General features: G+C 66.8%; 12 protein-coding genes. 6 read left to right on the top strand and 6 right to left on the bottom strand.

The features are described 5' to 3' along the window. Window positions 1-11: 11 nt before the first annotated feature. Window positions 12-1,658 carry an HNH endonuclease signature motif containing protein gene (locus PVE36_RS05695; RefSeq protein WP_277455147.1) on the bottom strand — a complete coding sequence of 549 codons (1,647 nt, stop codon included), beginning with the start codon at window positions 1,656-1,658 and terminating at the stop codon, window positions 12-14. 83 nt (window positions 1,659-1,741) lie between these two features. On the opposite strand from PVE36_RS05695, the gene PVE36_RS05690 reads away from it, so the two are divergent. Then, window positions 1,742-1,981: a hypothetical protein gene (locus tag PVE36_RS05690; protein ID WP_277455145.1), complete on the top strand. Its 240-nt coding sequence runs from the start codon at window positions 1,742-1,744 to the stop codon at window positions 1,979-1,981. A gap of 46 nt (window positions 1,982-2,027) precedes the next feature. On the opposite strand, the gene PVE36_RS05685 is transcribed toward PVE36_RS05690, so the two are convergent. Continuing rightward, window positions 2,028-2,912 (bottom strand): nuclease-related domain-containing protein, encoded by an 885-nt coding sequence (locus tag PVE36_RS05685; RefSeq protein ID WP_277455144.1) that lies wholly within the window; start codon window positions 2,910-2,912, stop codon window positions 2,028-2,030. Between the two features lie 178 nt (window positions 2,913-3,090). Here PVE36_RS05685 and PVE36_RS05680 point away from each other — a divergent pair, with 178 nt between their 5' ends. Next, entirely contained in the window at window positions 3,091-3,483 is a 393-nt protein-coding gene (locus PVE36_RS05680; RefSeq protein ID WP_277455142.1) for a (deoxy)nucleoside triphosphate pyrophosphohydrolase, read from the top strand. Between the two features lie 82 nt (window positions 3,484-3,565). Next, the gene (locus PVE36_RS05675) at window positions 3,566-6,649 is read left to right on the top strand and encodes a DEAD/DEAH box helicase (protein WP_277455770.1); all 3,084 of its coding nucleotides are present in this window, start codon (window positions 3,566-3,568) and stop codon (window positions 6,647-6,649) included. Window positions 6,650-6,992: 343 nt separating this feature from the next. Here the strand turns inward: PVE36_RS05675 and PVE36_RS05670 are convergent, their stop codons facing one another. The 3 genes from PVE36_RS05670 to PVE36_RS05660 all read right to left on the bottom strand — a co-directional run bounded on the left by PVE36_RS05670 (window position 6,993) and on the right by PVE36_RS05660 (window position 11,217). Next, a complete protein-coding gene (locus tag PVE36_RS05670) occupies window positions 6,993-9,881 on the bottom strand; it encodes a vitamin B12-dependent ribonucleotide reductase (RefSeq protein WP_277455139.1) in 2,889 nt (962 codons plus the stop codon). Between the two features lie 84 nt (window positions 9,882-9,965). Then, complete coding sequence (nrdR, locus tag PVE36_RS05665) at window positions 9,966-10,439, bottom strand: transcriptional regulator NrdR (protein WP_277455137.1); 474 nt, start codon at window positions 10,437-10,439, stop codon at window positions 9,966-9,968. A 388-nt stretch (window positions 10,440-10,827) separates the two neighbouring features. Continuing rightward, window positions 10,828-11,217, bottom strand: a complete 390-nt coding sequence (locus PVE36_RS05660) for a LysM peptidoglycan-binding domain-containing protein (protein WP_277455136.1) — start codon at window positions 11,215-11,217, stop codon at window positions 10,828-10,830. 202 nt (window positions 11,218-11,419) lie between these two features. On the opposite strand from PVE36_RS05660, the gene lexA reads away from it, so the two are divergent. Together lexA and PVE36_RS05650 are read left to right on the top strand one after the other, a co-directional pair. Further along, complete coding sequence (lexA, locus tag PVE36_RS05655; RefSeq protein ID WP_277455134.1) at window positions 11,420-12,205, top strand: transcriptional repressor LexA; 786 nt, start codon at window positions 11,420-11,422, stop codon at window positions 12,203-12,205. A gap of 14 nt (window positions 12,206-12,219) precedes the next feature. Beyond that, window positions 12,220-12,639 carry a glutaredoxin domain-containing protein gene (locus tag PVE36_RS05650; protein ID WP_277455132.1) on the top strand — a complete coding sequence of 140 codons (420 nt, stop codon included), beginning with the start codon at window positions 12,220-12,222 and terminating at the stop codon, window positions 12,637-12,639. A 6-nt stretch (window positions 12,640-12,645) separates the two neighbouring features. Here the strand turns inward: PVE36_RS05650 and PVE36_RS05645 are convergent, their stop codons facing one another. After that, a complete protein-coding gene (locus PVE36_RS05645) occupies window positions 12,646-13,476 on the bottom strand; it encodes an NAD-dependent protein deacetylase (protein WP_277455130.1) in 831 nt (276 codons plus the stop codon). 60 nt (window positions 13,477-13,536) lie between these two features. Between PVE36_RS05645 and PVE36_RS05640 the strand changes: the two genes are divergently transcribed. After that, entirely contained in the window at window positions 13,537-14,457 is a 921-nt protein-coding gene (locus PVE36_RS05640) for a LysR family transcriptional regulator (protein WP_277455129.1), read from the top strand. Window positions 14,458-14,466: the final 9 nt, after the last annotated feature.

The following is a 14,466-nucleotide window of genomic DNA, read 5'->3' as shown; positions in this document are numbered from 1 at the left end:
CGTCCCGTGACTCAGAAGGGCACCACCTCGGGTAGCGAGGCGAGGACGTCGACCTTGTCCTTCGGCAGCTCGTCAACGGCTGAATCCAGCCAGTCGATGTTCGCCCCCTCCCAAGGGGGCGAAGTGACAGCTGCGGGGTCTCCCCCTTCGTCCTCCGTGTGCACCCACTGGGCGGGGAAGGTCACTGTGGAGACGCCCCCGGGGCTGATCCACTCGGTGGTGCCGTCGGGGTGGAGCACGTGCGCCCAGCGCTCGGAATGCTTGAGCAGGTGGTGGTGACGGCAGAGACCGGAGAGGTTGCTCGGGGAGGACGGACCCTCGGGCCACGGCCGCGCGTGGTCCAGATCGGCCGCGTGCATCAGGGCACCTCGCCACGCCTGCCGGTTGCAGCCCCACATGCGGCACACCTCGTCGCGGGCAGCGACGAACTCACGCATCGAGTCGGTGATGACGTAGCGCGGGTTGGAGGTCTCGACGAGGGTGCCGGTACGTGCGTCGAGGAGCGCTCGGGAGACCTTCGTCTCGAGATTGCTGACGAGGGCGGCCACGGCGTCCGGCGGGATGTAGCCGATGCCGGGGATGTCGCAACCGCTGATCCACGAAGGGGGTCCGTCCGGGCCGAACGTGGTCGGCACCTGGGAGCTCACAGCGTCACCAGCCCACTCCTCCGCGAGCACCTCCACCGCGTCGGCTCCGTCGCCGGTGACGAGCCGGCCCTCGCGAGCAGTGGGGCCGTGCAGGTCCTGGCCCAGGCTGCCACGACCACCACCCCCTTCGCCCCCCTCGTAGGGGGCGAACGCGAGACGCGAGGCAGCGGAGGTGATGACGGGGATACCGACTCTGACGTGGGCGGTGACCTCGACCCCGCGCAGGGCGAGGTCGACCAGGCCCAAAGCGCGGGCTGCCCCGGCGGTGAGGTCGGGGTCGTCACCGAGACGTTGCTTTGCGGCCTCGTCGATGGCGGACTTCAGGGTCAGTGCGAGCTCGCTGGGAAGGGTCGCGTGCAGATCCGTGGTGCCGACAGGGCCGGCGCTGAAGCGGGCCTCCAGCTGCTCGCGGCGGTTGCGCTGGCTCTCGCCACTCAGCAGGTCGGGCTGGACCCGTTGCAGAATGCGACGGCAGGCCTTGCGGATCTCGCGCTCCTCCAGCTCGACGATGCGGATCGAGTCGGGTCGGCCACGCATCGGTGCCATGAGATGGGCGACCACCTCTGCCACGGCGTGGGGCTCGGCAAGGCGGGTCTCCTTGGCGACGACACCCATGGCCCGCTCCCGGAGTCGTCCGTCGGCGATGAGATCGGCGAGCTCGCGCAGGTCGGTGACCGCACGAGCCGCAAGGTCGCATCGTCCTCTGGCTTCATAGGTGCTGGCCCGCAAGGTGACGCCGACGGCCTCGACGGCGAACTCCGCGACCTCACCCTCATCGAGGTGCACGGCGCGATAGATCCCGTCCGGCCCGCGCTCTTCACCCCACCGCACGGCCTGTCCGATCACCGAGAGCTCCAGGGCATCGGCTGCCCGTCTGAGCCGCTCCGTGGTCTCGAGCGCCCGCGTCAGAGTCTGCTCGTCGGCACGCCCGCCGCGTGCGCTCACCCTCTCGCGGGCGTTGCCCAGTCCTCGGAAGGACTCTTCCACCATGGCCATCTCATCCTCGAACATGTGTCCTAGTTTGGCAGCGGCCACCGACATCACCCGGGCGTCGGATCGGCCCCTCGAGCCTCGAGCCCTGGTACACATTGGCCATGGTGCATGTGCGCGATTTTGAAGCCAAGACTTCCGGCGAGGCATCGAGGACCACGACGACGTCCAGTTGCGGATACCGAACTGTGGACATGCCGGATGGGACCCTGGCTGTTCAGCTCGAGACCTACGGTTCAGATGAACGGAAGCTTCTCGGCAAAGCCAGCCAGACGATTGAGCTCGATCGCGATCGAGCTGCAGAACTCATCCACATCCTGCGCGAAGCTACTCCTGGCCCCTAGGGACATCCCCGCGGCGAACTAATGTGCGGAGCCTTGACCCCGTGACTCACGCAGGCAACAAGCTTGACGCGAGAGTTGCCTCGGTCTCTGCAACATCCAAGAGAACTGGCCCCTCCTTGCAGAGCATCTTTGTCAGCAATTTCGGCCAGAGCACATGAACTCCACGCGTGGTGAACGATCCACCGATGAGCGGCCAGTCGGCGCCCACAAAACACAACGCTCCAACAACTGGTGCTTCGCCAGCGATCTCGCGAACGATAGACACCTGCTTCTGAACCCCGTCGACGAGCTTGGTGCAGTTGCGACGACCGACGATGAGCTTGTCGACACGAGGCCGGAGGATGCCCCCTTCGATCTCGATTCGCGGGCGACCCTTGTAGCACTTGGCATCGATGATCCAGATCCCGCCAGGGGTGATGGCGAGGTGGTCGATGTTGGCCCGACTGCCCGGGATGAGACGGTCATGAAGAACCGCAAGTGAGGCAGACACGCAGCCATCAAGCCGGGCGCCGAGTCGCTCTTCGCCAACGGCGCCCGTTGCCCAGGCCTTCGTGCTCTGCCGCTCATCTGAAAGAGCGACGGCGACACCACCCAGCCGACCCCACTTCTGACGCAGTCGCTCCTCGTCCTTGGCCTTGCGCCGCTCATACTCGCGACGAGCGGACGAACCCGCTCCAGTTGGAGGTGCGTCTGCCGGAGTTTGTTTCGGGGCCGTGGCGGGGCCAGGGACAGTGCTGTCAGGCTGGGCGTCCCCACCAACTGTGGGGACAGACGGGCTGCAGTCCACGCAACGAACGGTTCTCGTGGCCTTCTCATAGATCGCGTCCGCACGAGCGGCCAGATCCGTGCCGCAAAGCCGGCACACTCCGGCATAGCGCAAACGCATCCGCTTGTCTGTCGCCTCGCGCGCTCCAGTTGTCTCCATCCGCATGGTCCTCTCCCCGGCACGCAGTTGATACGGCCTTACCTTAGAGGCGATCGGTTCTGCTGTGGGTGGAGTAGTTGCACTGGCCGTTGCCAGGCTCGGAGACCAGCACCGTTGAGGCGGCTACCAAGTAGTGGACGAGGACGCCTTAAGCTCTCCTGCAGCGCATGTCCGGAAGGGATCAATGAAGAAGTCCATCGACGTGGTCGGTGCAGTCATCGTGTCCGATCACCGGATCCTCTGCGCCCAACGAGCAACCGGACCCCTGGCCGGAATGTGGGAGTTTCCTGGCGGGAAGGTCGAGACCGACGAAACGCCAGCCGAGGCACTCGAGCGCGAGATCATGGAGGAGTTGAGGTGTCATATTTCGGTCGGTGACCGACTCACGACGACGCACCATGAGTACGACTTCGCGCTGGTCACCCTCACGACCTTCTACGGCCAACTCCTCACAGGTATGCCTGAGCTCACTGAGCATCTGGAGGTTAGGTGGGTGGCGCCGGTCGAGCTGTCGCAACTCGACTGGGCGCCTGCCGACATTCCCGCGGTCCAGTTGATTCAAGCGACGTACGTATAACGAAACACGGTCTCGACGGCGGGATGTCCCTGCCCCCTGGCAAGCTCCCCCCGTGACCTTCAATGACGCGCTCCCCGAGGGCATGTACGAGTCGCTGCTGACGGCCCGGCTTGAGAAGTTGCTCGATGAGCGCCCCGACGACACTCGCCTGATCTATGACGTCGACAGCGGGGATGAACCGCACGTTCTGGCACGTCATGTGCGCAATGCTGTTGAACGAGCGCTGCGGGATGAGAAGGACCCGGCACACAGACGTGACCTCGTCAATCGGATCCTGACTCAGCTGGGGAATGAGACCGACTTGCTCGGGTCCGGTAGCCGTCAGCTCCATTTCCTTCACCGTCCGGCCGGGCCCGGCGTGGAGTACATCGCACCAGACCGTCCATCCACTCCCCTGTCCGATGCTGCGCTCCTGACGAACTCGATCGGTGAACCAAGTCTGGGCTCAGAGCTGCGGGCCGAGCTGGAGACTGCCGACTCCGTCGACCTGCTCATCGCCTTCGTGAAGTGGTACGGCTTGCGCCTGCTCGAACCGCAGCTGCGCCGACTGCGTGACCGCGGGATCCCCCTGCGCGTCATCACCACCACCTACATGGGAGCAACTGAACGTCAGGCGCTAGACCGTCTTGTGAACGAGTTCGGCGCCCAGGTGAAGATCCAGTACGACTCGCTCCGCACTCGCCTCCACGCGAAGGCATGGCTGTTCAACCGACGCACGGGCTTCAACACGGCCTACGTCGGCTCCTCCAACCTCTCGCGGGCCGCGCTTCTCGATGGTGTCGAGTGGAATGTCCGTCTCTCTGCCATTGCGACCCCTGCACTCATGCACAAGTTCGAGGCAACGTTTGAGACCTATTGGAACGACAGCTCCTTCGAGGATTACGACCCGAACCGCGACCGAGACCGGCTCGATGACGCTCTGCTTCTAGCGTCAGGGGGCGGCACGAAACCGGACCGAGTCACGATCTCGATCTCCGGCCTCGACGTGCAGCCCTTCCCGTACCAGGCCGAGATGCTTGAGTCCCTCGACGTCGAACGCGTCGTTCACGACCGTCATCGCAATCTTGTCGTTGCCGCCACTGGGACGGGAAAAACGGTGTTGGCCGCTTTGGACTATCGACGTCTATACCAGCGCGAGGGGCGCCTGCCACGGCTTCTCTTCGTCGCCCACCGTCAGGAGATCCTGACCCAAAGTCTTCGGACGTACCGCGAGGTGCTGCGCAATCAGGACTTCGGCGAGCTCTACGTCGGCGGGACTCGTCCCGAACGGTGGGAGCACGTCTTCGCGTCGGTGCAATCGCTCAATTCCTACGGCGTAACCAACATCCCGGCCGACCACTTCGAGGTGGTCGTTATCGACGAGTTCCACCACGCGCAGGCTCGGACCTACCGCAACATCCTCAAGCACCTCGAACCGTCCGAGCTGCTGGGATTGACGGCCACACCAGAGCGGGCCGATGGCACCGATGTCGCCCAGACATTCTTCGATGGTCGTATTGCTGCAGAACTGCGTCTGTGGGATGCCCTGGCCTCGGAGCTCCTGTCCCCCTTCCACTACTTCGGCATCTCAGACGGGACCGATCTCAGCGCGCTCACCTGGAAGCGCGGTGCGTACGACACGGACGAGCTGGAGAAGGTCTACACCGGCAACGACGCTCGCGCTGCCCTGATCCTGCAGGCGATCCGCGACAAGATCACGTCTCCCCGCAAGATGAAGGCGCTCGGGTTCTGCGTATCGGTCGCGCACGCGGAATACATGTCAAGAGTGTTCACCGACGCTGGCGTTCCCGCGGTTGCCGTGACGAGTCATCCCGGTAGTGCCGATCGCACCCAGGCTCTATCGGACCTGCGTGCGGGTCGCGTCGCTGTCGTCTTCACGGTTGACATGTTCAACGAAGGGGTCGACCTTCCCTCCGTCGACACCGTCCTCTTCCTCCGGCCGACTGAATCAGCGACCATCTTCCTGCAGCAGCTGGGGCGTGGACTTCGCAGAGCGGACGACAAGGCGGTGCTCACAGCTCTGGACTTCGTAGGCCATCAGAACAAGTCCTTCCGATTCGCCGACCGATTCCGAGCCCTGACTGGTACCACCCGGAAGGCTCTAGCCGACCAGGTCGACAGAGGCTTTCCGTTCTTGCCCTCCGGCTGTCAGATCGTCCTCGACGAGCAGACCCAGGACGTGGTGCTGGAAAACCTGAAGGGCCAACTGACGACTCGGTGGAAGGTCCTCGCGACCGAGCTGCGGAACCACCCCACCGACAGTCTTGCGACCTATCTCGACGAGACCGGCGTCGACCTTGCGGACGTAGTCAGGTCGGATCGGTCGTGGACTCGCCTACGGCGCGATGCCGACCTGCCGACGGCACAGGAGGGACCCCAGGAACAGCTGCTGTTGAAGCGTGTCCGGGCGTTCTCGCACGTGGATGACCCCGAGCGAGCGCAGGCATACCTCACGTGGCTCAATGACGACGCGCCTGCGTACGGCACGGCCAGCCCACGCATGCGGGAGTTCGGCAGAATGCTCTTCTTCTCACTGTGGACAGGCGGTGGAGGCTTCACGACCTATGACGCCGGACTGCGTGCTCTACGGGATGAGCTCAATGTTCGCGACGACCTTCGCCAGGTCATCGAGCTGGGACTGGACCATGCCACTCACGTCACGCGGCCTCTCGTCGGCGACCTCGGCACCCTGCCGCTGCATGTACATGCTCGCTACACGCGTGAGGAAGCCGTCGCCGCCCTTCGGTACGCCTCACTCGGTGGTCGTGCACCGAACAGCTTCCGCGAGGGCGTCCTGTACTCGCCCGAGATCGACTCCGACGCCTTCTTCATCACGCTTAAGAAGTCCGAGGCTGATTACTCGCCTACGACGATGTACCGGGACTACGCGATCAGTCCAGAGCTCTTCCACTGGGAGTCGCAGTCCAGCACCACAGTCCGGTCCGCGACGGGCCAGCGATACATCCATCATGAAGCCAAGGGGACGCACATCTTGCTGTTCGCCCGCGATAGCAAGGTCAACGACTTCGGCGGCGGCGCACCATACGTCTTCCTCGGCCCAGCTTCCTATGTGAGCCACAAGGGAGAACGTCCGATCGCCTTCACCTGGCGACTTCACAACCTTCTCCCCCAAAGCATCTACATCTCCGCGGCCGCTGCTTCGTAGGACTTCATGAGCAAGACCGCCCACCGGCGCCCAAATCAAAGAATCGGCCGGCCTCGATGAATATCCATCGAGACCGGCCGATCAGAAGGCCTACTTGCCCTTCTTCTTCCTGGAGTTGCCGAGCTTGTACGTGGTGTTGGGGCTGGACTTGGCATGCTTCTTCGTGATGAAGCGTCCAGACTTAGCACTCTTGTAGGCCATGGATCCCACCTCCTTCCTCGCTCGTACTTGTGTGACGAGCAGGGATGAGTGATCCTGGCAACCCCCGGAAAGGGACAGGAGCTCATCTCCTGCTGTCGGGCCCCGGCTTGCTAGAGCCGGGGCCCGACGTCTATTCAGCGGATCAGCTGCAACCGCTGGTCGAGCCGCAACCCTCGCAGACGTAGCAGGAGCCGGCGGGGCGCATCTTGGTCCCGCAGGTCATGCACATCGGTGCGTCCGAGGCCTTGCCCTGGAGCTTCTCCATGAGCTCGGCCGAGGAGTGGATCGTGGCGTCGGCCTCGCGTGCGGAAGCACTGCCGGTACCGGAGGTGTCGGTCGACTCCTCCTTGGCGGCCGGCCGGGCCTCCGTGGTGGCCACGGTCTGGCTGTAGGACTCGTCGTCGTAGCTGTCGTCCTCGGAGGACGACGGGGCGTACGACCCGGTCTCCAGCTGGCGCGACCGCTCGTCGGCGGTGTGGATGCCCATGAAGGACCGGGTGTCGAAGTCCAGGTAGTCCAGCGCGAGGCGACGGAAGACGTAGTCCATGATCGACTGCGCCATCCGCACGTCCGGGTCGTCCGTCATGCCGGCCGGCTCAAAGCGCAGGTTGGTGAACTTCTCGACGTAGGTCTCCAGCGGCACGCCGTGCTGCAGCGCGATCGAGATCGCGATGGAGAAGGCGTCCATCAGACCGGCCAGGGTCGAGCCCTGCTTGCCGAACTTCAGGAAGATCTCGCCCAGCTCGCCGTCCTCGTACGTGCCGGCGGTCAGGTACCCCTCGGCCCCACCGACGGCGAAGCTCGTGGTCTGCGAGGTGCGACGCTTCGGCAGGCGACGACGCAGCGGGCGGTACTCGACGACCTTCGCCGACTCCGCCGCAGCGGCCTCGGCGTCGGCCTTGGCCCCCTTCGCCGTGGACCCACCGTCGGACAGCGGCTGACCGACCTTGCAGTTGTCGCGGTAGACCGCCAGCGCCTTCAGGCCGAGCTTCCAGCCCTCGGAGTAGACGTCGGCGATCTCCTCGACCGTGGCGCTCTCCGGCAGGTTGACCGTCTTGGAGATCGCACCGGAGAGGAAGGGCTGCACCGCAGCCATCATCCGCACGTGGCCCATCGGCGCGATGGCACGCTCACCCATGGCGGTGTCGAAGACCTCGTAGTGCTCCGGCTTCAGACCCGGGGCGTCGATGACGTGCCCCTTGTCGGCGATGTACTCGACGATCGCCTCGGACGTCTCCTCGGTGTAGCCGAGCAGCTTCAGCGCACGCGGGATCGTCAGGTTGACGATCTGCATGGAGCCGCCGCCGACGAGCTTCTTGAACTTCACCAGCGAGAAGTCCGGCTCGATGCCGGTGGTGTCGCAGTCCATCATGAAGCCGATGGTCCCGGTGGGAGCGAGCACCGACGCCTGGGCGTTGCGGTAGCCGTTCTTCTCGCCGACCTTGACGACCGCGTCCCAGGCCTTGGTGGCGGCCTGGTGGACCGAGCGGTCCATCGAGTGCAGCGTGCGGATCTCGTCGTTGGCCGCCTGGTGCTTACGCATGACGCGCTTGTGCGCGTCGGCGTTGCGGGCGTAGCCGTTGTACGGGCCGACGATGCCGGCCAGCTCCGCGGAGCGCTTGTAGGAGGCACCGGTGAGCAGCGAGGTGATCGAGGCCGCGAGGGCACGACCGCCGTCGGAGTCGTAGCCGTGACCGGTCGCCATGAGCAGCGCGCCGAGGTTGGCGTAGCCGATGCCCAGCTGGCGGTAGTCGCGCGTGGTGTCACCGATCGGGTCGGTCGGGAAGTCCGCGAAGCAGATCGAGATGTCCATCGCGGTGATGACCAGCTCGGCGACCTTCTGGAAGCGCTCGGCGTCGAAGGTGTCGTCGTCGCCGAGGAACTTCAGCAGGTTCAGCGAGGCGAGGTTGCAGGAGGAGTTGTCCAGGGACATGTACTCGCTGCAGGGGTTCGACGCGGTGATCCGACCCGACTCGGGATTGGTGTGCCAGTCGTTGATCGTGTCGTCGTACTGGATGCCCGGGTCGGCGCACTCCCACGCGGCCTGGGCGATCTTGCCCATGAGCTCGCGGGCGTCGACGCTCTCGATGACCGAGCCGTCGGTGCGCGACTTCAGACCGAACTCGGTCCCGTCCTCGACCGCACGCATGAACTCGTCGTTGACGCGCACCGAGTTGTTCGCGTTCTGGTACTGCACGGAGGTGATGTCCGAGCCGCCGAGGTCCATGTCGAAGCCGGCGTCACGCAGCGCACGGATCTTGTGCTCCTCGCGGGCCTTGGTCTCGACGAACTCCTCGATGTCCGGGTGGTCGACGTCCAGCACGACCATCTTCGCCGCGCGACGGGTCGCGCCACCGGACTTGATCGTGCCGGCGGAGGCGTCGGCACCACGCATGAAGGAGACCGGGCCGGAGGCGGTGCCGCCGGAGGAGAGCAGCTCCTTGGAGGAGCGGATGCGGGAGAGGTTCAGGCCGGCGCCGGAGCCGCCCTTGAAGATGAAGCCCTCCTCCTTGTACCAGTTGAGGATCGAGTCCATCGAGTCGTCGACGGAGAGGATGAAGCAGGCGCTGACCTGCTGCGGGCTCTGCGTGCCGACGTTGAACCACACCGGGGAGTTGAAGCTGAAGATCTGGTGGAGCAGGGCGTACGTCAGCTCGTGCTCGAAGATCTCGGCGTCGGTGTCGGTGGCGAAGTAGCCGTTGTCCTTGCCGGCCTTGACGTAGGTGAGCACGACGCGGTCGATGAGCTGCTTCAGACCGGTCTCGCGCTCCGGGGTGCCCAGGGCGCCGCGGAAGTACTTCGTCGTCACGATCGTCGAGGCGTTCAGCGACCAGAAGTCGGGGAACTCGACCCCGCGCTGCTCGAAGATCGTCGCGCCGGTCTTCCAGTTCTGCTGGACGACGTCACGCTTCTCCCACGTCACCTCGTCGTACGGGTGCACGCCCTCGGTGGTGTGGATGCGCTCGATCGTCAGCCCCTTGGTCGTGCGGGAGCCGCGACGTGCGCTGGACTTGCCGGCGGTCTCGGTCATGCTCTTCTCTCCTCGATCCGTGTGTACGGTTCTTACGGTTGCACCGGGCACCGACAGCCCATTCGCGTATCGGTACCCGGGGGTCTATGTGGTGGCGCCCTCGGTGGCGGTCGCGTGCTCGCGGCGCAGGGCGCTGATGGCCGCCTCGAAGTCCTCGAGCGACTCGAAGGACTGGTAGACGGACGCATAGCGCAGGTACGCGACCTCGTCCAGGTCCCGCAGGGGCGGCAGGATCGCCATGCCCACCTCGTGGGCGTCGATCTCGGCGCTGCCCTGCGAGCGGATGCTCTCCTCCACGCGCTGGGCGAGGAGGGCGAGCTGGTCCTCGGTGACCGGGCGGCCCTGACAGGCCTTGCGGACACCGGCGAGCACCTTGGCCCGGCTGAACGGCTCGGCAGCACCCGACCGCTTGGTCACCGACAGGCTCGCGCTCTCCAGCGTGGTGAAGCGCCGGGAGCACTCCGGGCACTGGCGGCGGCGGCGGATCGCGCTGCCGTCGTCGGTGGTCCGGCTGTCGATGACCCGGGAGTCGGTGTGCCGGCAGAAGGGACAGTGCATGGCCCGACTCCTCTCGGTTCGTAGGGGTGTGCCTGTGGATGAAACGGTGGACGGGATGGGGACGATTCCCCGAATCCTGTGGAGAACCGAACTCATCCTGTGTACTAGATGTGGACGAATGACATCTGTGTAACCACTAGATGTAGTGACCATTAGACCCCTGTCACACAACGGATGCAAGTCCCCGGCGTGGCGCCGTCGGTGAGCGGTCACCGACCTGCACACAGGGCCGGAATGCCGGGGATCAGCTCGCCGACACACTCGAGCGCGGCGCCTCGACCGACCCCCGTCGGCACCTCGAGCACCCCTGACACGCACGTCGGCCACCTCCGGGATGCGGAGGTGGCCGACTGCCGGCCCGGGCTGGGTCGATGGGCCCGGGAGGTTCTCAGGGGGTGGGGATGACCAGGGTCTGCCCCGCGTGCACGTGGCTCGTGGCCAGGTCGTTGGCCTGACGGATCTGGGCGATCGCATCGTCGGTGGGGACGCCGGTCATCTCAACCGCGGCGATCGAGGTCAGGGTCTGCCCCGACTCGACGGTGACCTCCTGCGGCGAGGCGGAAGGGCCACCGAAGGCCATCCCCGCGCCGGCGACCGAGGCGAGGGCCACCGTGGTGAGGGTCATCGTGAGGCGACCGCGGCGGGTCAGCCGCACCGCCCCCTTCGTCGGGGTGCCGACCGCGTCGCCCGTGGGGACGGAGTGCAGGTGGCGGGTGCGGGTCGGTCGGACTGCGGGCGCACCGACCGGCGCGCCGTGGGTGACGGTGAGTGCGGTCATCTGGTCCTCCTCGTGGCGTGTCCTATCGAACCGGTGTTCGATAGAACGTCTGTACGATGTCTAGCACGGATGTTCGAAGAAGATCAACAACACGCTCGAACACATGTTTGAAATACCTGTTCGATCGTCCTACTGTCTCCACTACCGAGAAGTTGACCAGCGACCACCGACAACGCTGGTGACACCGGACGGAAGGGTCGAGATGAGCAAGGGCAGCGGCAAGGACATAAGCACGGACTCCGGCGGCGACGACGGCACCGTGCGCCACCTCCCGGAGCGGGACTCCGGTGACGGCCTCACGGCCCGGCAGCGCAAGGTGCTCGAGGTCATCCGCACCGCCGTCGCGACCCGCGGCTACCCGCCGAGCCTGCGAGAGATCGGGCAGCTCGTCGGCCTGACCAGCCCCAGCTCGGTCGCCCACCAGCTCTCCTCCCTCGAGCGCAAGGGCTACCTGCGCCGCGACCCCAACCGCCCCCGCGCGATCGAGGTCATCTCCCCCGATGCGGACGCCGAGGCGGTCATCGCCGACACCGCCGACTTCGGCGGCATGCGCGGTGGCGCCACCGCGCAGGACGAGGACGTCGACCTCACCGGCTCCGGCGACGAGCGGCCCGAGGCCAGCTACGTGCCGGTCCTGGGTGAGATCGCCGCCGGCGTGCCGATCACCGCCGAGGAGCTCGTCGACGACGTCTTCCCGCTGCCCAAGCAGGTCGTCGGCGAGGGCTCCCTCTTCCTGCTCAAGGTCGTCGGCGACTCGATGGTCGACGCGGCCATCTGCGACGGCGACTGGGTCGTCGTGCGTCAGCAGCCCGATGCCGACAACGGCGACATCGTCGCGGCGATGCTCGACAACGAGGCGACGGTCAAGACCTTCAAGCGCAAGGACGGCCACGTCTGGCTGCTCCCCCACAACCCGGCCTTCGAGCCGATCGACGGCGACCACGCGACGGTGCTGGGCAAGGTGACGGCGGTCCTGCGCAGCCTCTGAGGCACAATCGCCCCATGCGCAGATGGGGATCCGCACTCGCCCTTCTCGTCGCGGGCATCGTGCTCGCGGCCCAAGGGGTGCGCAGTGGCGACGGGTCCGACCTCGTGCTGTTCGTCGTCGTCCTCGTCTTCGCGTGGTGGCTCTCCCCGCTCAACGGCCGCGGGGGGCCGGGTCACGCCAAGGTCGAGGCGAGGCGCAGCGAGTTCCCCGTCGTCATCTACTGGCGGCCCGGGTGCGTGTTCTGCCTGCGCCTGCGCGGCGCCTTGGGCAAGGACAAGGACAAGGCCACCTGGGTCAGCATCTGGGCGGACGACGACGCGGCCGCCTTCGTCCGCTCGGTCAACGGCGGCAACGAGACCGTCCCGACCGTGCGCATCGGCGACGAGGTGCACACCAACCCCGACCCCGAGGTCGTCAGGGCCGCGCTGCGCTGACCCGGCTCAGGCGCTCGCGGCCACCCGGTCCAACGACTGCGTCAGGGAGCGAAGGGAGTCGGCCAGCTCCCCGTCGACGCGGTGGTCGACGAGGTCGTCGCCCCGGCTCGGCCCCCGGGTGATCAGCGCGACCGGGATCCCACGCTTGGCCGCCCGGCGCACGAAGCGCAGGCCGGACATCACCTGCAGCGAGCTGCCGAGCACAAGCAGGCTCGGCGCCTGGTCGGTCAGGTCGAAGCAGTGCTGGACCTTCGGCTTGTCCACCGCTCCCCCGAAGAAGACGACGTCCGGCTTGAGCGTGTCCTGTCCGCACGAGGTGCAGATCGGTACCCGGAACCGCTCGACGTCCACGGCGTCGAGCCGCACGTCGCCGTCCGGTCGGATCTCGTCGCTGTCGACGTCGAAGTCGGGGTTCTCCGCGGCCATCCGCTCGTCGAGGACGGGACGGGCGACCCGCGCGTCGCAGGTGAGGCAGACGACGTCGACGAGGTTGCCGTGCAGCTCGACGACCTCGCGGGTGCCGGCGGCCTGGTGCAGGCCATCGACGTTCTGCGTGATCAGCGGGCCCACCGCTCCGAGCTCCTGCAGGCGGGTGACGGCATGGTGCGCGGCGTTGGGCCGGGCCGCGTGGAAGCGGCGCCAGCCGACGAAGCTGCGCGCCCAGTACCGTCGCCGCGCCTCGCTGCTGGCGACGAACTCCGAGAGGTGCATGGGCGTGACCTTCCGCTGGCCGTCCGGGCCGCGGTAGTCGGGGATGCCGGAGTCGGTGGACATGCCGGCTCCCGTGAGCACCAGCGCCGGTCCCGCCGACAGCACGCGGGCGATGTCCTCGATCACCCGCTCAGTATGCGACCTACCCGCACCTCTGATCCACCACCCACGGCTTAGCATGGCGGCATGATCGACGCCGCAGGGCTGCGCGTGATGCGCGCCATCGCCGAGGAGGGCAGCTTCACCGCCGCTGCCCTCGCCCTCGGCTACTCGCAACCGGCCGTCTCCCAGATGGTCAAGCGGCTCGAGCAGCGCACCGGCACCGTGCTCGTCGAGAAGGTCGGTCGCTCCGTGCGCCTGACCGAGGCCGGCAGCGTCCTGGCCCGTCACGCCGCACCCGTCCTCGCCGCGCTCGACGCGGCCGAGGAGGAGGTCGCCGCGATCGCCGGGCTGCGCTCCGGCCGGGTGCGCCTCATGGCCTTCCCCTCCTCGTCGGTCACGCTCGTCCCCCGCGCGCTCGCCGCCGTGCGCAAGCAGTACCCGGACCTGTCGGTGCAGTTCGCCGAGGCCGAACCACCCGAGTCGATCGCCGCGCTGCGCTCCGGTGAGGTCGACCTCGCGGTCGCCTTCTCCTACGACGGCAGCGACATCGCCCGTGGGGAGGACCTCGAGGGCTTCGCCGTCCACCCCCTGCTCGAGGAGGAGGTGCGCGTCGCCCTCCCCCGCGACCACCCCCTCGCCGGGCAGGAGGTCATCGCGATGACCGACCTGACCGACGAGGACTGGATCGCCGGGTGCGCCCGCTGCCGTGGGCACCTGCTCCAGATCGCCAACAACGCGGGGTTCGCGCCCAAGGTCGCCTTCGAGACCGAGGACTACGTCGCGGTCCAGGGGTTCGTCGCCGCCGGTCTCGGTGTCGCGCTCATCCCCGACCTGATCCGTGCGGCGACCTCCAACCCGGACGTCGTCATCCGTCCGCTCGACCCGACGAGCCACCGCCGGATCCACGCGGTCACGACCGAGGACCTGCTCAAGGTGCCGGCCGTCGCCGCCACGCTGGAGGCGCTCGTCGCGTCCGCCGCGACGGCCACGCCCGCCTCCGTCTGAGTCGGCGGA

Source organism: Janibacter sp. DB-40 (assembly GCF_029510815.1).
GTDB lineage: Bacteria > Actinomycetota > Actinomycetes > Actinomycetales > Dermatophilaceae > Janibacter.
This window is presented reverse-complemented; position numbering and strand designations above follow the sequence as displayed.